This is a genomic window from Halomonas sp. (assembly GCF_052095695.1).
In the GTDB taxonomy this organism is placed as follows: domain Bacteria; phylum Pseudomonadota; class Gammaproteobacteria; order Pseudomonadales; family Halomonadaceae; genus Vreelandella.
Genome location: NZ_JBQDLQ010000007.1, coordinates 1 through 19,535 on the forward strand (window position 1 = coordinate 1; position 19,535 = coordinate 19,535).

Annotated in this window: 21 protein-coding genes and 1 pseudogene; 18 read left to right on the forward strand and 4 right to left on the reverse strand. The window is 55.3% G+C overall.

The window, feature by feature from the left end; all coding sequences use genetic code 11:
• On the reverse strand, positions 1-443 hold a 443-nt coding region (locus tag ACTH5D_RS02270), incomplete at its 3' end, for a cysteine hydrolase family protein (protein WP_441668010.1).
• Positions 444-552: 109 nt separating this feature from the next.
• Here ACTH5D_RS02270 and ACTH5D_RS02275 point away from each other — a divergent pair.
• On the forward strand, positions 553-1,461 hold the full coding sequence (locus ACTH5D_RS02275; protein ID WP_441668011.1) for a LysR family transcriptional regulator: 909 nt from the start codon (positions 553-555) through the stop codon (positions 1,459-1,461).
• Positions 1,462-1,464: 3 nt separating this feature from the next.
• Here the strand turns inward: ACTH5D_RS02275 and ACTH5D_RS02280 are convergent, their stop codons facing one another.
• Both ACTH5D_RS02280 and ACTH5D_RS02285 read right to left on the reverse strand, forming a co-directional pair.
• Entirely contained in the window at positions 1,465-2,049 is a 585-nt protein-coding gene (locus ACTH5D_RS02280) for a TIGR00730 family Rossman fold protein (RefSeq protein WP_441668012.1), read from the reverse strand.
• A 175-nt stretch (positions 2,050-2,224) separates the two neighbouring features.
• Positions 2,225-3,019: an inositol monophosphatase family protein gene (locus ACTH5D_RS02285; RefSeq protein WP_441668013.1), complete on the reverse strand. Its 795-nt coding sequence runs from the start codon at positions 3,017-3,019 to the stop codon at positions 2,225-2,227.
• 189 nt (positions 3,020-3,208) lie between these two features.
• Between ACTH5D_RS02285 and ACTH5D_RS02290 the strand changes: the two genes are divergently transcribed.
• From ACTH5D_RS02290 to ACTH5D_RS02370, 17 genes and pseudogenes are all read left to right on the forward strand, one after another.
• The gene (locus tag ACTH5D_RS02290) at positions 3,209-3,955 is read left to right on the forward strand and encodes an RNA methyltransferase (protein ID WP_441668088.1); all 747 of its coding nucleotides are present in this window, start codon (positions 3,209-3,211) and stop codon (positions 3,953-3,955) included.
• A gap of 92 nt (positions 3,956-4,047) precedes the next feature.
• Positions 4,048-4,923 (forward strand): serine O-acetyltransferase, encoded by an 876-nt coding sequence (gene cysE, locus ACTH5D_RS02295; RefSeq protein WP_441668014.1) that lies wholly within the window; start codon positions 4,048-4,050, stop codon positions 4,921-4,923.
• A gap of 76 nt (positions 4,924-4,999) precedes the next feature.
• A complete protein-coding gene (locus tag ACTH5D_RS02300; protein ID WP_441668015.1) occupies positions 5,000-5,467 on the forward strand; it encodes a Fe-S cluster assembly transcription factor in 468 nt (155 codons plus the stop codon).
• Between the two features lie 62 nt (positions 5,468-5,529).
• A complete protein-coding gene (locus ACTH5D_RS02305; protein ID WP_441668016.1) occupies positions 5,530-6,696 on the forward strand; it encodes an aminotransferase class V-fold PLP-dependent enzyme in 1,167 nt (388 codons plus the stop codon).
• Positions 6,697-6,726: 30 nt separating this feature from the next.
• Entirely contained in the window at positions 6,727-7,053 is a 327-nt protein-coding gene (locus ACTH5D_RS02310) for a HesB/IscA family protein (RefSeq protein ID WP_441668017.1), read from the forward strand.
• 224 nt (positions 7,054-7,277) lie between these two features.
• Positions 7,278-7,703, forward strand: a complete 426-nt coding sequence (ndk, locus tag ACTH5D_RS02315; protein WP_441668018.1) for a nucleoside-diphosphate kinase — start codon at positions 7,278-7,280, stop codon at positions 7,701-7,703.
• A 119-nt stretch (positions 7,704-7,822) separates the two neighbouring features.
• A complete protein-coding gene (gene rlmN / locus ACTH5D_RS02320; protein WP_441668090.1) occupies positions 7,823-9,007 on the forward strand; it encodes a 23S rRNA (adenine(2503)-C(2))-methyltransferase RlmN in 1,185 nt (394 codons plus the stop codon).
• 137 nt (positions 9,008-9,144) lie between these two features.
• A complete protein-coding gene (pilW, locus tag ACTH5D_RS02325; RefSeq protein ID WP_441668019.1) occupies positions 9,145-9,879 on the forward strand; it encodes a type IV pilus biogenesis/stability protein PilW in 735 nt (244 codons plus the stop codon).
• 43 nt (positions 9,880-9,922) lie between these two features.
• Entirely contained in the window at positions 9,923-10,852 is a 930-nt protein-coding gene (locus ACTH5D_RS02330) for a RodZ domain-containing protein (RefSeq protein ID WP_441668020.1), read from the forward strand.
• Positions 10,853-10,860: 8 nt separating this feature from the next.
• On the forward strand, positions 10,861-11,976 hold the full coding sequence (gene ispG, locus ACTH5D_RS02335) for a flavodoxin-dependent (E)-4-hydroxy-3-methylbut-2-enyl-diphosphate synthase (RefSeq protein ID WP_441668021.1): 1,116 nt from the start codon (positions 10,861-10,863) through the stop codon (positions 11,974-11,976).
• Between the two features lie 90 nt (positions 11,977-12,066).
• Positions 12,067-13,368 carry a histidine--tRNA ligase gene (gene hisS / locus ACTH5D_RS02340; protein ID WP_441668022.1) on the forward strand — a complete coding sequence of 434 codons (1,302 nt, stop codon included), beginning with the start codon at positions 12,067-12,069 and terminating at the stop codon, positions 13,366-13,368.
• A gap of 57 nt (positions 13,369-13,425) precedes the next feature.
• Complete coding sequence (locus ACTH5D_RS02345; RefSeq protein WP_441668023.1) at positions 13,426-14,085, forward strand: YfgM family protein; 660 nt, start codon at positions 13,426-13,428, stop codon at positions 14,083-14,085.
• Entirely contained in the window at positions 14,082-15,236 is a 1,155-nt protein-coding gene (gene bamB, locus ACTH5D_RS02350) for an outer membrane protein assembly factor BamB (protein ID WP_441668024.1), read from the forward strand. The genes ACTH5D_RS02345 and bamB overlap by 4 nt, the downstream gene beginning before the upstream one ends.
• Complete coding sequence (der, locus tag ACTH5D_RS02355; RefSeq protein ID WP_441668025.1) at positions 15,233-16,636, forward strand: ribosome biogenesis GTPase Der; 1,404 nt, start codon at positions 15,233-15,235, stop codon at positions 16,634-16,636. Before bamB ends, der begins: the two co-directional genes overlap by 4 nt.
• A gap of 108 nt (positions 16,637-16,744) precedes the next feature.
• Positions 16,745-17,065, forward strand: a pseudogene (locus ACTH5D_RS02360) (hypothetical protein); the annotation flags it as partial.
• 147 nt (positions 17,066-17,212) lie between these two features.
• Complete coding sequence (locus ACTH5D_RS02365) at positions 17,213-18,016, forward strand: M48 family metallopeptidase (protein WP_441668026.1); 804 nt, start codon at positions 17,213-17,215, stop codon at positions 18,014-18,016.
• Between the two features lie 19 nt (positions 18,017-18,035).
• Positions 18,036-18,215 (forward strand): hypothetical protein, encoded by a 180-nt coding sequence (locus ACTH5D_RS02370; RefSeq protein ID WP_441668027.1) that lies wholly within the window; start codon positions 18,036-18,038, stop codon positions 18,213-18,215.
• Here ACTH5D_RS02370 and ACTH5D_RS02375 read toward each other — a convergent pair.
• On the reverse strand, positions 18,206-19,501 hold the full coding sequence (locus ACTH5D_RS02375; RefSeq protein ID WP_441668028.1) for an amidase: 1,296 nt from the start codon (positions 19,499-19,501) through the stop codon (positions 18,206-18,208). The genes ACTH5D_RS02370 and ACTH5D_RS02375 overlap by 10 nt on opposite strands.
• Positions 19,502-19,535 lie beyond the last annotated feature (34 nt).

Sequence of the window (19,535 nt, forward strand, 5' to 3'; positions counted from 1 at the left end):
GCCAGCTCTTCGATGGCCGCCGCTCCCCACTCATCGCGTACTAATATGCGGTGCCCTGCTGCTGCGATATCGCCATACCCTTTTCGCTGACCAAAACGCGTACCAAACATCAACTGAGTGGTGCTTAGCTCTAGGGTGTCGCTCCGGACGCCCCAGTGCAGATGAATTACCGGCACATCGTGCTGTCGAGCGCTGCGCATCAAACTTGCTACGTTAGGAATAACACCTCTTGCATAAGCAATATCGGTGCCGCTAGTGGCAAACCAGCCATTGGGGTGACAGAAGTCGTTCTGCATATCCACCATCACTAGGGCACTTCTGGTCAGATCAATCGTGACGGGGAGAGGCTTGGCTTCGAAAGTCATCGCCACAGAGGGGCGTGCTTCTCTAACGAGGGATACCATTGAAGGGCAAATGCCGGAGCTATCGAAGAGGGATGTCATGGAGAGCCTCCTTATTGGCTGTCCCCAGACTAGCCCTGCCCGAGCGGTGATATCTATTGCTAAAAAATTCGTATAGTGTTCTAAAAAACTCAACGCTTGGAAAAAAGCTATGAAGCATCTTCGTTTATTTGAGTACATCGATGCCGTTGTTAGAGCGGGCTCAATTCGCCGCGCTTCCGAGACGCTTTTCATCACACCTTCGGCGCTGGATCGGCGTATTCAGCAAGTTGAGGAAGAGTTGGGAACGCAGATTTTTGAACGCCATGCCAAAGGCATGCGCTTGACCGCGGCAGGAGAAATATTCCTGGATTATGTCAGACGACATATGGCAGACCTGGATCGCGTCAGATCAGAAATCGAGGGGCTTAAAGGGTTACGTAAGGGGCATGTGGCCATCGTTGCAAGCCAGGCTTTAGCACTTAAGTTTTTACCTGAGCAGATCAGGCTTTTTCGAGAGCGTCATCCAGGTGTGTCATTCTCAATTCGCATTGCTGACCGTGGTGAAGCACTGAAATCTTTGATCGCTTTTGAAGCGGATCTCGCCGTTGTGGTGTTTCCTAAAATGAGCTCGGAGGTCATGCAACTGATCATGGTGGCTCAACCGGTGGTTGCACTTATGTCGGCACAGCACCCGCTCGCAGCGCAACCTACCGTACGGCTGAGTGAATGCTTAAACTACCCGCTGGTATTACCAGACGCATCATTAGGGGTGCGTGAATTATTGCAACCTATCTTGATCCGGCGCACCAATAAAGCACAAATAAGTGCCGAGACAAACTCCTTCGAATTAATGCGAGGGTTGCTACAAGATCAGCGCAGTATCGGTTTTCAGATCGCCATTGGTACGCCGAATAGCTTGCAAGAGAGCACCATCATTTCGCGCCCCATTGATGAGAGAGATGTCCCCGCAGCACCGTTGATTTGTGCTCAGCTAAGAGGCCGAACGCTATCTGTTGCTGCGGCACGCTTCGCCGATCAACTGACACAACAATTGGATAATACGGACATATCGATGTGAGATTTACAGATTAGGCAGCCATTTAGGAACGCCGATCGGCTGATAGTGCTGGAGACTATTCAGCAGGCGCTTGGGATCACTTTCAACTACAATCGAATGGCGATGCTCCGCAGGCAGAAAGCGCTCCTCAATCATATGATCAATAAACGCCATGAAAGGGTCAAAAAAGCCATTTATATTAAATAGTCCCAGCGGCTTGCAGATTTCTCCCAACTGATTCAGCGTCCACACTTCCATAAACTCTTCAAGCGTTCCAATCCCGCCAGGCATTGCAACAAACCCATCCGATAGCTCAGCCATTCGCCCTTTCCGCTCACGCATCGTCGCTACTACCTCATGCGCTTGTATCTTAGGGTGAAGATGACCTTTAGCATATAAACGCTGCGTGATCACACCGTGAGCGTGGCCCTTACTTTCCAGCAAAGCATCTGCGAGTACCCCCATAAGACCTTTATGAGTGCCACCATATATAAGCTTGATTCCACTGTCAGCAAAACTCTCGCCTAAACTGACTGCACCGTCTGTATAAGCAACGCTTCCACCCGTATTTGAACCGCAAAATACGGCAATTGAAGATAATGGTTTCATCTGTTTCCCCCGCCTTTTATTCGGATGCTCATAAAAGTGCCAAACAACTTATAAATCAAGTTTACCAATTTACCAAAAGGCCCCTGCTGGTTTCCCAGCAGGGGCCTTTTTTATTCGCAGCGCCTAACTTGTTCGAACTGTTTAATTTATTCGAAGTGCGTAGCTGAGCAGCGCTTTAAAAGTGCGGCGTCAACTGCTTAACCAGCGCCTTGTAAAGGCGTGGACCGGCGGCCATCAGCAGCCCTTTCACTTTTACCGTCGGCTGGCCGTCAGGCGTACCCATCAGGGCGCCGGCTTCTTTCAAGAACAGCGTACCCACCTGCATATCCTGCTCTTCCAGACCCAGCACGAAGGCGCTGTCAACGCGGCCACAGGCGAGTTCACACAAATCCAAGAGACCGCTTCCCGTCGCCAGCAATGTTTCCACCTGCGGAGCGAGTTGTTGACTAACGGTTAAGTAAGCGGGTAAATGACGAGTGCGCAGCCAGGTTTCCGGTAGGCTCATCGCCATGCGCGTACCCGTAATAGCCGTGGGCTTGCTAACGCGCATGCGTTTATCATTGTGCTGAGCGCCGCGACCGCGGCTGGCGATATATTCATCGTCGCCGAACGGGGAAATAATCACCGCGTGTTCGGGACGACCTTTGATAAGACACACCACTGACAGTGCAAAGCCCGTACCGGCAACGGCTAAATTGGAATAGCCGTGCATTGGTTCAATTTTCCAGACGACATCCGCACCTTCGCCTTCACCCGCTCTATGCGGTGTAAAGCGGCCGGTAACACCGTGCTGGGGATAACCGCGTTCCAACTGCTGAACAATCGTTGCTTCGGCCTTGCGCGCCGTCTCATCGAGCAGGCGATCAAGGTTAAATTCTTCGTGAGCGTTTTCAATACGTTCGCGTACACGCATAAAATGTTCAACAGCGCCGCGTGCAGCACGCAGCGTAAATTGGACCATAGGGTTCATGATCGGGCCTTGTGACAGTGATGTTAAAGAACGGGGTGTAAAGCAAACAACAGAGCGCTAAGCGCAGGCGCGTATAGTCACCTTTGGGGCGCAATTCTAGCAGACCGCTCTCGGGCATGCCATCGACTCATGCTAGACTGCGCGTTTTACGCCTTATTGATCACCGAGCACTATTTACCGGGCCCTATCATGCTTGAGCGCATTCGCATTGTTCTAATTGGCACTAGCCATCCTGGCAACATCGGCGGCGTGGCACGCGCCATGCACAATATGGGCTTAGCAGATTTAGCCCTCGTCGCCCCCCGCTGTGAGGTACTGACTCAAGACAGTATTTCCCGCGCATCGGGGGCTGATCACCTGCTTCATCAAGCGCGCGTGCATGCAACGCTAGAAGACGCGGTGTCTGACTGCACCTTAGCCGTTGGCGCCAGCGCGCGCTCGCGTACGCTGGCCTGGCCAATGCTCTCTCCGCGAGAATTAGCGGACCGCCTGCCCGCAGAGTGTCAGCCAGAGGGCGCCAGCATCGCACTGGTCTTTGGGCGCGAAGACAGCGGCCTTACCAATGCTGAGCTCCAGCGATGCCATGCCCATGTGCATATTCCCACCAATGCTGATTTTAGCTCACTCAATTTGGCAGCGGCGGTTCAAGTGCTGGCCTATGAGTGTCGTATGGCGTGGCTTGGTCAAGCCGATACGCCGCCAGCGGCAGCTGTCGATGAGGAAGAGCTGGCGACGCACGCTGAGATTGAGCACTATTTTGAGCATTTAGAACGTACGCTAATTGACATTGATTTTCATGACCCAGCCCAACCGCGCCAGCTAATGGCAAGACTGCGCCGCTTATACTTGCGCGCCCGCCCTGAGCGCATGGAAATCAATATTTTGCGTGGAATCCTATCGGCTACCGACAAAGCCGCCGGCAATCCGCGGCGTTAGCGCTGACCGACGTAGCTTGAAGTCATCGGCAGACGCCCCAACATCGCAGTATCCTCTAACATTAAATTCGTTGTCGCTCCCAAGGACTTCTTATGTTTCAACGCCTGCGTGAAGACATCAATAGTGTATTTGAGCGCGACCCCGCCGCACGCAACTTTCTTGAGGTGCTGACCAACTACCCTGGCCTGCACGCGCTGCTGCTACATCGTTGCAGCCACTGGCTGTGGAAGAAAAATCTCAAATGGCTGTCACGGACGCTATCAACTTTCTCGCGCTGGCTGACCGGCATTGAGATTCATCCAGGCGCTACCATTGGGCGGCGCTTTTTTATCGACCACGGCATGGGCGTGGTGATTGGTGAAACCGCTCTAGTCGGCAATAACGTGACGCTGTATCAAGGCGTCACGCTCGGCGGCACCAGTTGGAACAAAGGCAAACGCCATCCAACGCTTGAGGATGGCGTGATTGTCGGTGCTGGCGCCAAGATACTCGGCCCTTTTATCGTGGGTGCCGGGGCCAAGATTGGTTCTAACGCAGTGGTCACTAAAGAAGTCCCCCCGGGCGCTACGGTAGTCGGCATTCCAGGCAAGATTGTTAAACGTGCCGACCCCGATGTAGAGGAAGCTCTGGACATTGACCCTGCTCGCCGTGAAGCCATCTTCCAGAAATTTGGCTTTGATGCGTACGGCGTTAGTCAGGACATGCCGGACCCCGTTGCACGCTCGATGCAGGCGATGCTCGATCATATGCATGCGGTGGATGAACGCATTGAACACATGTGTTCAACCTTGCGCAAACTAGACGGCGACTACCGCGAAGGTCGCCTGCCTGCACTGCGCAACGAAGATTTTGCCGACATTCTGGATGAGCATGATAGCGCCTGCTCTAGCGTCGAAAAGCGCTCAACGGCGCCCTCTGCTAACGATTCAGACAGCGGGCCAACAGCGCCGCCACCGAGTAATAGTTGACCAAAGCACTCAGGTTTTCCCATAATGGCGACACATTTGCCGTTAGCGCTGAGGGTTCAGCGTCGAGGTGCTTGCCATGCGCTTGACCACCAAAGGCCGTTATGCCGTTACCGCCATGCTCGATTTAGCGCTGCATGCCCATAACGGCCCGACCAGCCTAAGCGATATTTCCCAACGCCAAGAAATATCGCTCTCCTATTTAGAGCAGCTGTTTGCTCGCCTGCGCCGTGCTGGTTTGGTTGACAGCGTACGCGGGCCGGGCGGCGGCTACTTGCTGTCGCAGCCGCCAACAGCGATTAGCGTATCGAACGTCATTGACGCGGTGGATGAAAGCGTTGATGCCACGCGCTGCCAAGGGCTTTCAGACTGCCAGCAGGGTGACACTTGCCTGACCCACCATTTATGGTGCGAGCTGTCTATTCAGATTCGTCACTTTCTGGACGAAATGACCCTGGCACAACTGATGCTGCGTCCTGATGTCATAAAGATAGCAGCGCGACAGGACCAGCGCGCTGACGCCGGCATTCTGGTCTCATCGCCCTAGCGCCAGCCATCCATTAGCGCTTCTAATGTCGTAATTATCAATAAACCGCCGGTACCTTAACCATGACCACGCCTACGCTGCCAATCTACTTAGATTATGCCTCCACCGCGCCGGTTGACGTGCGCGTGGTCGAGGTCATGCAGCGCTACCTGACGGTTGACCAACTATTTGCCAACCCCGCATCGCGCAGCCATATGCTCGGCTGGCAGGCGGAACAGGTGATTGAGCAGGCGCGCCGCCAGGTGGCCGATGCCATTGGTGCCGACCCTAGAGAGATTGTTTGGACCAGCGGTGCCACGGAAGCGAATAATTTAGCGCTGACTGGCTTTATGCGCGCTAATCGCGAGCGCGGCATGCACCTAGTAACCTCTACAATCGAGCACAAGGCGGTGGTTGATACCGCTGCGGCGCTTGAAAAAGAAGGCTTTGAGGTGACATGGCTAACGCCAGGGCGCGATGGCTGCATTCAGCCTGAGCAGCTGCGCGCTGCCATGCGTGACGACACCGCACTGGTCTCGTTAATGGCCGTAAATAACGAGCTGGGCAGCATTAATGATATCGCCGCGCTGGCGGGCGTCGCCCATGAATTTGGCGCCGCGTTCCATACCGATGCGGCGCAAGCAACAGGGCGTATCCCGCTCGACGTGGTGGCCCAGCAAATTGATTTGATGTCGCTTTCTGGACACAAGACCTACGGCCCGAAAGGCGTCGGGGCGCTTTATGTTAAGCGCCATCCGGACATTCGCCTTGAGGCGCTCATTCACGGCGGCGGCCACGAGCGTGGCATGCGCTCTGGAACGCTGCCGACCCATCAAATTGCGGGAATGGGTGAAGCGCTTGCCTTGATGCAGCAACAGTTCGATGACGACAACGCGCATATCGGCCGTTTGCAGCAGCGCTTTTTAACCGGGCTGGAAGGCGTCGAGGGCATTTTTGCCAATACGCCGCTAGATAACGCTGTTCCCAATATTCTCAACTTGGCGTTTGAAGGGGTCGACGGCGAATCGCTGCTGATGGCGCTGCGTGACGTCGCTGTATCCACCGGCTCAGCGTGCAACTCGGCCAGCGTCGATCCTTCCTACGTATTACTGGGCATCGGCACGCCGCGCTCACTGGCGCTTTCATCACTGCGCTTTAGCTTTGGCCGCTTCACCACCGAAGCCGACATTGATCATGCGCTAACGCTCATTCGCCACGCGGTGAGCAGTTTACGTGCACCGCCACGCTAAGCGGCTGACATTTTTTAAGGAGGACGCCCCATGGCAACACTTAACATTACCCCGGCTGCCGCACAGCAGATCCGCCATGTGCTTGACGAGCGCGGCCAAGGCCTTGGCCTGCGGGTTTCGGTTAAGCCGAGCGGCTGCTCAGGCTACAGCTATGTGCTTGATTTTGCCGACAACGTCAACGAAGATGATGTGCATTTTGAAGCCCATGGTGCCAGTGTTTATGTGGCCCCTGATGCGGTAGAGATGCTCAACGGCAGTGAAGTGGACTACGTTAGCGAAGGGCTCAACCGCTTCTTCCGGTTTAATAACCCTAACGTAAAAGACGAATGCGGCTGCGGCGAAAGCTTTACCGTTTAAGCTATGTGTGGCGAGGTTTCATCACCGGTATTCATCCCCCGGCTTAAGCGCTATAATCGCGCCCCTGGATATCTGAGTTCAGGCAGCCGGGGCATTCCCGTGCGTTTTTAAATGCGCTTGCTGCTGAACCACATTAGCCAAATCATTTTGTCTTGGCCGCCCTGGATTTCTGAGGCGGCAATTTTTGCTTAATTTTTTTTCAAGAACTCAAGGAGACCATTCGCATGGCTACTGAACGCACTCTTTCTATCATCAAGCCTGATGCCGTTGCCAAAAATGCTATCGGTGAGATCATCGCTCGCTTTGAAAAAGCCGGCCTGAACGTAGTAGCGGCCAAAATGGTACACCTTTCTGAAGAGAAAGCTGGCGGATTTTACGCCGAGCACAAAGAGCGTCCTTTCTTTAAAGACCTCGTTGGTTTCATGACCTCTGGCCCGGTTGTGGTTCAAGTGCTTGAAGGTGAAGGTGCCATTGCTAAAAATCGCGACTTGATGGGCGCCACTAACCCGAAAGAAGCCGCTGCTGGCACCATTCGCGCCGATTTTGCGGAAACAATCGACGCCAACGCTGTCCATGGTTCTGATTCTGCAGAAAGTGCTAAGCGCGAAATTAGCTACTTCTTCGGCAACGATGAAATTTGCCCACGCTAAGCCTGACTGATAGGCCTGACTGATTGATGGGCCTAACTGATGGCGCCGCCGTATCGACTTTCGTTGCCGGCCATTTTGCGGAGGCTACGCCTCCGCCCTTCTCTTTAACGCTGACCGCCATGACCACCACTGTAGCCCAACATACGCCCGCTCCTCGTTCTGATGCCGCCAGCACACCTGCTGCCAAAACGTCACCTGAACGCCACAACCTGCTCGGCATGTCCCGCGAGCAGATGGAAACGTTCTTTTTGTCGATTGGCGAAAAAAAATTCCGTGCTGCTCAGCTAATGAAGTGGATTCATCAAGAGGGTAGCGATGATTTTGCTGCCATGACGAATCTCTCCAAACCGCTGCGTGAAAAACTGGCGCGGGTAGCAGAAATTCGTGGCCCAGGGGTAGTCTATGAAGGCACTTCCAGCGACGGCACCCGCAAGTGGGTACTGGAAGTAGAAGATGGCAGCTACGTAGAAACGGTATTGATTCCGGCGGAGAACGGCAAACGCCGCACGCTCTGCGTCTCTTCTCAGGTCGGCTGCTCGCTGGACTGCAGCTTCTGCTCCACCGGCAAGCAAGGGTTTCAGCGCAACTTAACCGCGGCTGAAATCATTGGCCAGGTGTGGGTCGCTCAGCGTAGCGTTGGCCCGCGCCGAGATACGGCTAATCGCCCGGTAACCAACGTCGTCATGATGGGCATGGGCGAGCCATTGCTCAACTTTGATAACGTTGTACCGGCCATGAAGCTGATGCTTGATGACAACGGCTATGGTCTGTCTAAGCGCCGCGTGACGCTGTCAACCTCCGGCGTTGTGCCGATGATCGACAAGCTCGGCGATGAAATAGACGTTAGTCTGGCCATTTCTCTGCACGCCTCAACGGACGAGCTGCGCAATACGCTGGTACCCATCAATCGCAAATATAACATTCGCGCGTTGCTGGATGCCTGCCATCGCTACCTGTCCAAAGGCCCAGACAATCGGCAGATCACCATTGAGTACACGCTGATCAAAGACATCAATGATCAGCAGGAGCACGCAGAGCAGCTCACCGCTTTGCTTAAAGAGCTGCCGTGTAAGATTAACCTGATTCCGTTTAATCCGTTCCCTAATTCCGGGTACGAGAAACCATCGCGCAACCAGGTCATGCGCTTTCAGCAGTGGCTTTACGATGAAGGCTACAATGCAACGGTGAGAACAACGCGCGGTGAAGATATTGACGCCGCCTGCGGCCAGTTAGTTGGGCTCGTGAAAGACCGTACTAAACGCAGCGCGCGCCATATCCAGTCGGTACAGCTTGATGCCGACTAACGCAATGGGTACAAAACAGGGCTTGGCTTGACTTCCGCCTAGCGCGGCGCTTTGATGGTCACGGTTTTTATTGTCATGGCGTTATGCTCTATTTGCACGGTTATTAGTCGTTGGACGTTCACCACGAAAGGATTGATATGATCGCTCACCGCAAGCGCCAACACCCAATTCGGGTGCACCTGCTGACCGTGCTTATCGGCAGCCTGTGGCTCGCTGGCTGTGCTTCATCCAATACGGCTTCACCCCAAGCTAACCCAGCAGCGGCCGATGCCTATACGCAGCTTGGCGTCGCTTATCTGGAGCGCGACAATCTTCCCCGCGCGTTAAATGCACTGGATCGGGCGCTCGATATTGTCCCGCGCCATGCAGAAGCGTTACAAGCACTAGCATTGGTTTACCAGCGCCAGGGCGAAAATGCACTGGCTAACAACTATTTTCAACAAGTGGTTGACGCTGAGCCTGATTTTACGCGCGCCCGTAACAACTATGCGGCGTTCTTGTACGGACAGGGCCAGTTTGACCTCGCCTGTGAACAGCTAGAAACTGCATCTCATGATGCCCAGTACGCCAGCCGGTCCCAGCTATTTACCAACCTGGGGCAGTGTTATGTGGCGCTGGAAGAATTTGATGATGCACGCGCCAGGTTGCAGCGTGCGCAAAGTATTGATCCGCGCAATGCGCGTGGTTATTTAATGTTAGCTGAACTCGAATATTCGCAGGGCAATTACGCTCAGGCCTGGGCACCGCTGCAATCTTATTTACAGCTCGCTGAGCCCGACCAAGCGGCGCTAGAAATGGCGGTTGATATCGCCCATGCCCGCGGCGACCATAGCGTCGCCGCCGACTTCCAGCGCCAGCTTGGCACCGACTGATTGACGCCCTGATCACCGCTTATTTAATGAAGGATGCTCAGCCATGAGCGATACACAGCCACAAGAAAGCGTCATTAATAGCACCAACATCGTTTCTCCCGGTGAGCTTCTCTCCCGCCAGCGAGAACAGCTTGGCGTGCCGCTCGCCGATGCCGCCCGCGCACTGAACCTGCGCCCGGCCGTGGTCAACGGGCTAGAGCAAGATAACTACCAAGAAATCCCCGTAGCCGCCTATCGCCGCGGCTACCTGCGCGCCTACGCAAAATATCTCGGCATGGATGACCGCCTCGTACTCGAGGCTTATCAGGCCCTCCATGGCAGTATCGATGCTGAGCGTAAGGTCATCCCGGTGTCGACTACCCGGCCGCCTTCCCGCATTGGTGCCTGGCTGTTCAAACTCGTTACGCTGCTGGTCATTGTTGGATTAATTGCGGTAACGGTGATGTGGTGGCAAAGCCGTGGTGGCAACGAACCACCCGGCCTTGGCTCATCGTCCACAGAGGAGACGGTGAATGCGCAAGCAGAGTCGCCGGAAGCAGAGAGTGCCGCCGTCGAGCCCAGCATTACCAGCGGTGCAGCACCGACTTCCCAAGAGCAAGCAGGCGGCGCCGATACCGTCGCGATTATCGATCCGCCGAGACTGGTCGCTACCGATGACGCGCCGCCGGTAGAAACCGCAGCGGTAGAAAGTGATCCGGAGGACACCGCCGACGCAACAACCACGACGAACGCCAACGTTCTTGAGCTCACGTTCAACGAGCAGTCGTGGACCGAAATTTTTGACGCCACCAATCAGCGCATTTTTGTTGGCCTGCAAACGCCCGGCACGTCCACCAGCGTCGAAGGCCAGCCGCCGTTTCGTTTAACGATAGGCAATGCCACCGGTGTTGAACTGCGCTACCAGGGTGAGGAAGTTGATCTTCCCGCCCAAGCCGGTGCCAATAACGTAGCCCGATTTAACCTGGGAGAGTGACCCGCCCTATGCACGCCCCTTCTCCGATTAAACGCCGCTTTTCCCGCCAGATTCACGTTGGTAACGTAGCGGTGGGCGGTGATGCGCCGATTTCTGTCCAGAGCATGACTAACACAAATACGCTTGATGTCGCCGCTACCGTGGCACAAATCCAGCAACTGGAAAAAGCCGGTGCGGATATTGTGCGCGTCTCGGTGCCTGACATGGACGCGGCGGAAACCTTTGGCCAAATCAAAAAACTCGTCAATTTACCGCTTGTTGCCGACATTCACTTCGATTACAAGATCGCCCTGCGCGTTGCTGAACTTGGCGTGGACTGCCTGCGCATTAACCCCGGCAACATTGGTCGGGAAGATCGCGTGCAGGCAGTGGTTAGCGCGGCCCGGGATAATGGCATTCCCATTCGCATTGGCGTTAACGCCGGCTCTTTGGAAAAAGACCTGCAGAAAAAGTACGGCGAGCCGACACCGGCCGCACTGGTTGAATCTGCCATGCGTCATATCGATCATCTTGATCGTCTCGATTTTCAAGAATTCAAAGTCAGCGTGAAAGCCTCGGATGTCTTCATGGCGGTGGCCGCCTATCGCGACCTTGCCACACGCATTGAGCAACCGCTGCACCTGGGCATTACCGAAGCCGGCGGACTGCGCTCGGGCACCGTCAAATCATCGATTGGCCTAGGCATGCTATTAATGGATGGCGTTGGCGACACTATCCGCGTCTCGCTGGCGGCCGACCCGGTAGAAGAGATCAAGGTCGGCTTTGACATGCTGAGAAGCCTCAAGCTGCGCTCTAAAGGCATCAACTTTATTGCCTGCCCCAGCTGCTCACGCCAGAACTTTGACGTGATCGACACCATGAATCAGCTGGAAGAGCGGCTGGAGGATGTCATGACGCCGCTCAATGTATCGGTAATTGGCTGCGTGGTTAATGGCCCAGGCGAAGCCAAAGAGACCGATATCGGCCTTACCGGCGGCAGCCCCGCTAACTTGGTTTATATCGATGGAAAACCGGCCAGCAAGCTACGCAATGACCATCTGGTCGATGACTTAGAGCGACTGATTCGCGATAAAGTGCGCGAAAAACAGCAGCAGCAAGACGACATGATTGCCCGCAGCACTTAGGCGCTGGGGTGTACTGCCAAGCCCGCCAGAATGAGTTTCACACCAAGACTCTGAACGCGCGGCGCCTAAAGGCAGACTAAGGAGTTTTCATTGAGCAAGACTGGCGTTAAAAAGATTCAAGCTATCCGTGGCATGAACGATCTGTTACCCAGCGATAGCCCACGCTGGCAATTTTTTGAAACCAAAGTGCGCCAGCTCATGCTGCGTTACGGCTTCAACGAAATTCGCACGCCTATTGTTGAGCAAACGGCGCTGTTTGCGCGCTCTATCGGTGAAGTGACCGACATCGTCGAAAAAGAGATGTACACCTTCGACGATCGCAACAGCGAGAGCTTGACCCTGCGCCCGGAAGGCACCGCCAGCTGCGTGCGCGCCGCGATGGAACATGGCCTGCTATATAACCAAACCCAGCGGCTGTGGTACCAGGGACCCATGTTTCGCTACGAGCGCCCGCAAAAAGGCCGCTATCGTCAATTTCATCAAATTGGCGTCGAAACCTTTGGCTTTGAAGGCCCGGATATAGATGCCGAAGTGATTCTTCTCTCGGCCCGCCTGTGGCAAGAGCTGGGCCTGATGGAACACGTCACCTTAGAGCTCAACTCGCTGGGTTCATCTGAGGCGCGTGCGGCCTATCGGGACACGCTGGTTGCCTATTTTGAGCAGCACCGCGATGTGTTGGATGAAGACTCTCTGCGCCGGTTGACCAGCAATCCGCTGCGTATTCTGGATTCTAAAAATCCGGCGATGGCCGACATGCTGAATTCGGCACCGCAGTTGATGGATCACCTGGATACTGAATCACGCGAACACTTTGAGCAGCTCGCTAAGATACTTGAAGCGGCGGGCATCCCTTATGTCATCAATCCACGTCTTGTGCGCGGGCTTGATTACTACTGCCGCACCGTATTTGAGTGGACCACCACAGCGCTGGGCAGCCAGGGCACCGTGTGTGCAGGTGGGCGCTACGACGGTCTCGTCGAACAGCTAGGCGGCAAACCGACCCCCGCGGTAGGCTTTGCCATGGGCATTGAGCGGCTAATTCTGCTGCTTGAAACCCTGCAGTTAATTCCCGACGACGCGCTTGGCGGCTGTGACGTCTTCTTACTGCCAATGGATGATAATGCCACTCTAGCGGCAATCGCCCTGGCCGAGCAGCTGCGTAGTGAGCTTCCCACACTACGCCTGCAGCTTCACTGCGGCGGCGGTAGCTTTAAAAGTCGTATGAAGAAAGCCGATAAAAGTAACGCCACCATGGCCATACTGCTCGGCGAAGATGAAATTGCTGAGCAGTTGGCGACGCTCAAATTTCTACGCGATGACCGCGAACAGCAGCGAGCGTCTTTTTCGGCGCTAGGCGATACGCTACGCGAACTGTTAGCCATTAATGCTTAATGCCCAGCAGGCACAGGGTGCCTGTTCGTGCATACCCACTAAAATAGGAGGCCGCCCGTGGCGGAGCTGAGAAGCGACGAAGAGCAGCTAGACGCAGTCAAGCGCTGGTGGAAAGAAAATGGAATTTCCTTGGTAGCAGGTGCGGTTCTGGCGGGAGCTGGCGTATTCGGTTGGCATGCTTGGCAAAATTATCAACAGGGCCAGTCAGAATCCGCGTCCATGCGCTACCAGCAGATCGTCAACATGACTACGAACAATGAGCTCGCCGATGATGATGTGGCCAGCGTACGTGAGATGGTCAGTGAGCTGAATGACGAGCATGGCAATACGCTGTATGCAGAACTTGCCCTATTGCTCGATGCACGTTTAGCCGTGCAGCAAGATGATCTGGAGGGTGCAAAAGCCTCCTTAGAAAGCGTTGCCAATGACTCCTCGCGCCGCTACGTGCAGAGCCTTGCTTGGCTGCGCTTAGCGCGAGTAGAACTTGCCGACGGCAACCCCGATGAAGCGCTCGCGCTGTTAGAAAAGCCGATTAGCGATGCGCTGGCTGCTCAGCGGGCAAACGTGCGCGGTGATGCGTTCGTTGCCAAAGGCGATACTGATGCTGCTCGCGATGCATGGGAAAACGCCATGGAGCTTGCGCAGACGCAAGATCAGCCGCTTTATGGCGTGCAGTTCAAGCTTGACGATCTCGGCGCTGAGGAGGCGACACAATGATTACCAAACACATGATGCGAGCTGGTTTAGGCGCACTGACGCTAGCGCTGCTAGTTGGTTGTGCCAGTAAAGGCGAGCCTGCCTACACGCCGAAAGAACTGCGCAGTTTCAACGAAACCGCGTCGCTGGACACCCAGTGGCGGCGCAACATTGGCGATGGTTTAGGCCATGCACGCTACCCTATTGCGCCTGCTCGTGAAGGCGATAGCGTCTTTGCCGCTGACGCCAACGGTGTTGTGATGGCAATGAATACAGACAGCGGCGACGTTGAGTGGAAAATAGATCTTGAAACACCTATTTCCAGCGCGCTAACGGCGATTGCTGGCCAGGTTTATTTAGCCGGCAACGGCGAAGTGATCGCGCTGGATCAGCGAGATGGTAGTGAAAGCTGGCGCGCTCGGGTATCCAGTGAAGTGCTGGCCGCGCCACAGGCTAACCAGCAGTTGCTGATCGTGCAAAGCGTTGATGGTCAAATCACTGCGCTGGACCGCGCCACGGGCGAAGAGCGCTGGGCATACACTAGCTCACAGCCGTCGCTAACGCTGCGCGGCACCGGTACGCCGATGGTGATTGATCCTGTCAGCTTTATCGGTTTAGCAAATGGCCGCTTAGCGACGTTGGATAACCGCACCGGCCAGCCACTTTGGGAGCTGCAGGTTGCCACTCCGCGTGGGCGTAGCGAAGTAGAGCGCCTGGTGGATCTTTCCGGCCAGCCGATTATCACCCCCGATGGTCGGCTGTTTGTCACCAGCTATAACGGCCGCGTCGTCGCACTGGAAGCCACCCAAGGCGACCTGCTTTGGGAAGCAAACCTTTCCAGCCGCCACACGCCGCTGCTGGTCGGTAACTTGCTGTATATCGTCACCGATGACAGCAACGTTGTAGCGCTAGATGCAGACAATGGCCAGGAAGTTTGGCGCAACGAAGATTTGGAAGATCGCTGGCTAACCGCACCTGCGTTTGCCGATGGCCGCATTGTGGTCGGTGATTTTGAAGGCTACCTTCACTTGATCGATGCACGCGAAGGCGACATTGTCGGACGTACGCGCGTACACAAATCAGGCATTAGCGTGCGCCCCGTCACTGAAGGCAGCACCATTCATGTCCAGGCCAACAATGGTCGCCTGGAAACCCTGGAAGTCACTCCATGACACCCGTCATTGCTTTAGTCGGTCGCCCCAATGTGGGCAAATCGACGTTGTTTAACCGCCTAACGCGTTCGCGTGATGCGCTCGTGGCCGATTTTCCGGGCCTTACCCGCGATCGCAAATATGGCAACGGCATGCTGGGCGATAAAGTCTATACGGTGATTGATACCGGCGGCATCAGCGGTGACGAAGAGGGAATCGACGCCGCGATGGCGGAGCAGTCACTCGCTGCTATTGATGAAGCCGATATTGTGCTGTTTATGGTCGACGCGCGCGCCGGCCTCATGCCTGCAGACCAGGCGATTGCTAATCACCTGCGGGTTAATCAGAAAAAAACCTGGCTGGTAGTGAATAAAACCGACGGCCTAGAAGAACATTCGGCCATGGGCGACTTCTGGTCGCTAGGGCTTGGCGACCCATGGCCGATTGCCGCCGCACACGGGCGCAATGTTTCTACGTTAATCGACGTGGTGCTTGAACCGTTTCCCGAGCGAGATGCCAGCATTCCTGCCGACACAGGCAGCAAGGGCATTCGCATTGGAGTGATTGGCCGACCTAACGTCGGCAAATCGACCCTCGTCAATCGTCTGCTCGGTGAAGATCGAGTGGTGGTTTTTGATGAGGCCGGCACGACCCGTGACTCTATCGAAATTCCTTTTGAGCGCCGCGGCAAGCCCTATGTGTTAATTGACACAGCGGGCATTCGGCGGCGCAAGAACGTCCGCGAAATCACCGAAAAATTCTCTATTATCAAGACCCTGGATGCGATCAAAGAATCGCATGTAGTGATCATGGTGTTGGACGGTTCCAGCGGCTTGGTGGAGCAGGATTTGCACCTGCTGGACTATGTGTTGACCACTGGGCGCGCGCTGGTGCTGGCGGTGAATAAGTGGGACGGGCTAGAGACCGAGGCCAAGGATAAAATGCGCACCGAGGTGAAACGCCGCCTGGGCTTTGCGGACTACGCCGAGCTGCACTTTATCTCTGCCCTGCACGGCACCGCGGTGGGTGATCTTTACCCCTCGATTGATCGTGCCTTTGACGCGGCCAATGCCCACTGGTCGACCAACCGCCTAACTACCCTGCTGCAGGATGCGGTAAGCCAAAACCCACCCCCGATGGTACAGGGGCGACGGATTAAACTTCGTATGGCGCACCAGGGCGGCAGTAATCCGCCGATTATCGTGGTACATGGCAATCAAACTGAGTCCGTGCCAGAGGCCTATCGCCGCTACCTCACCAATACTTTCCGTAAAGTGCTGAAGGTGCGTGGAACGCCGATTCGCTTTGAGTTTCGTTCGGGCAGCAACCCGTTCGATAACATGGCGGGGGCCAGTGACAAAGAGAAGGCCAAGAAACGCGAGCTTAATCGCACCAAAGAGGCGCGCAAGAGCCGTCGCTAATGCACTAACGTTTTCCCTTGTGATCCACATTCGCCCGCTTGCATCGTCAAGCGGGCGTTTTGCCTTACTCGCCTTACGAGGAATGTTATGTTTAATGCTGCTCTGCGCTTTCGCTGGACGCTGGATATGCCCGGCGTTGACCCTGTTCAGGGCCAATATAAGCAAGACGTTACGCTGACCTCCGGCGACGACGCTAACTTACGCCTGCCGATTGCCTTTGACGCGCTAGCCACCGACACTCATCGCATGGCCCCCATGCTTGAGCTTGCCAGCCCATTAGCCACTCAAGGCGAGCTGCCGCCCGGCAGCCAGTTGGCGATTACGCCAGGGGATCTACGCGGGCTGGGTATGAGGCTTCCCGCGGGGTTACTGACCCCGACCATTCGTCTGAACGTGGGCGCTGATGGTCAGCTAATACCGCAAGGATAAGCTATTTTAGTCAAGTGCCTTAGGTGACGATGCCGTTCAGCATCCATACTTACCCTTTAGGTAGGTTATGATAGTAAGCATTGATTGATTGCTTTCAGCGACTTTCTTATGAATAAGAAACTCATTCGTTTAAAAGGAAAACCTCTCATGCGCTGGCTTCGCCCTTTTACTATGACCGCTATATGCGTATCTATCGCTGCCTGTACCACCTCGCCCACAGGGCGTTCGCAGCTGCTATTAATGTCTAATAGCGAACTCAATGACATGGGCCGCCAGGCATTTTCTCAGTACCAGCAAGAGCTTCCCTCTGCCAACCAATCTAGCCAACGCTACGTGCAGTGTATTGCCGATGCTGTTATCGCCGTACTCCCCGCCGAGCAGCAGCAGTTAGACTGGCAAACCCGTGTCTTTGAATCCGAGCAGCCCAACGCCTTCGCACTACCCGGCGGCTATATCGGCGTGAATACCGGCATGCTGGACGTTGCCACTAGCCAGGATCAGCTAGCATCGGTCATAGGGCATGAAGTCGGTCACGTGCTGGCGAGCCATGCTAATGAACGCGCCTCCACTCAAAATGCAACATCGTTAGGTTTATCAGCTATTTCCAGCGCGGCAGGCATGCAGTCCGCCGGCGGCCAACAGCTGATGGGTGTGCTGGGCATGGGAGCTCAATACGGCATCGTGCTGCCCTTTTCGCGGGCGCATGAAAGTGAAGCTGACGTGATTGGCCTGGATCTGATGGCGCAAGCGGGCTTTGACCCACGCCAGAGCGTGACGCTATGGGAAAACATGCAGGCCGCCACTGGCGGCGGCGCGCCCCCTGAGTGGATGTCGACTCACCCCGGCCAAGGTAATCGGATTGAAGGCCTACAAGCCAATATGAATCAGGCTCTGGCTACCTATGAGCAAGCCCGCAGCAATGGCCGTAAGCCCAACTGCCCGCGTCCTTGATAGCTTGATTGAGGTGTAAATGATTAACTGCGGCTCGTCCTGCCTGCGTGTATTGGTGGCATCTATTTTTGGGCTCAGCGTCATACATGAATGCCAACTAGAAGGCGGCAATGGGCTCGACATTGAGAGTACCTGCATGGGCGCACTGCCCACTGCCTTATTACTCCAACGTAACAAGGCAGTGTTGGATCAGCCATAGCAATACCTAGCTTCTGCTGGCATCTCTTTTGCCATCAGGGTGCTGGCAATTTGCAGCAACTTTTGATCTTGCCAACGGTCTGCTATTAACTGCACGCCTACCGGCATGCCGTCCGCCCCCTGACTTAACGGTAGATTGAGACATGGTACGCCGAGCAACGTCCAGGCACGGCAATAAAGCGGATCGCCCGTTACTTCTATGCCTTCTGGGGCCACACCGGAGGCGCTTGCAGCAAGGATCACATCGACGTCCTCATCGAACAGCGACGACATTGCTTGTTGCATCGTATTTGTTGTGCGCCGCGCCTCAAGGTAGCGCACGTAGCTGATGGCTTTACCATCTTTGATCAGTTCAACCAGCTTAGGTCCCATTTGCTCAGCGAAGCGTGAGTACTCGCTGGCCAGCGACTGAGCCGCCTCATAGGCCATCACCACCTTTTGATGTTCGACTAACGCTTCAAAGCGAGCATCCAACGCTAATGGCACCAGTTCAGCACCCGCTTGCACAAGCCGCTCTTGAGCATGGGCAAGTGCCTGCTCAACATCGGTATCCAGCGGTATATCACCGGGCAAGCTGCGGACACCCACTCGTACGCCAGCAAGGTTCTTCAATGATGTGATTAGCGGAGCCCGCGTCAGTGCTGAGAAAGTAGTGCAAATATCCTCAATATGCCGTGCGAACCACCCCAGGGTATCGAGCGACGTTGCACAGGGCTTCACACCAGCGGGGCTTAGAGTATCGAACGTCGGCTTGAAGCCAAATACCCCACAATAGCTCGCCGGGCGAATCATGCTGCCTGCCGTTTGTGTTCCGAAGGCAATGGGCACCATGCCAGCGGCTACTGCGGCCGCTGAGCCACTGGATGAGCCACCCGGGGTACGTGAAGGGTCGTGAGGATTGCGAGTTTTACCGGGGGTGAAGTAGGCAAATTCGGTAGAGACCGTTTTCCCCATGATCAGTGCACCCTGTTCCTTTAGCAGCGTCACAAGGGCCGCGTCTACCAGCGCTCCTGGAGAGGATAAGTAGCCACGAGTGCCCCAACTAGTGGGCAAATTGACCGTCTCGATAATATCTTTAATGCCTACCGGAACGCCATACAAGAGACTGTCTCCAAGGTACGTTTCTGGCGCTACAGGCTGCTCTACCGCCAGTGCTTCCCAGGCCTGCACATCAGGCTCCCGCTGATCGATACGTGCAGTGCAGGCGTGCCACCAGTCGAGAGGCTCGGCTTTCCCCTCAGCCAACGCTAACTGAAAGGCATTAATGGTCATCTTGGGATCATGCATCACATTAGTCTCCAATTACGCCAGCGGCCCGATG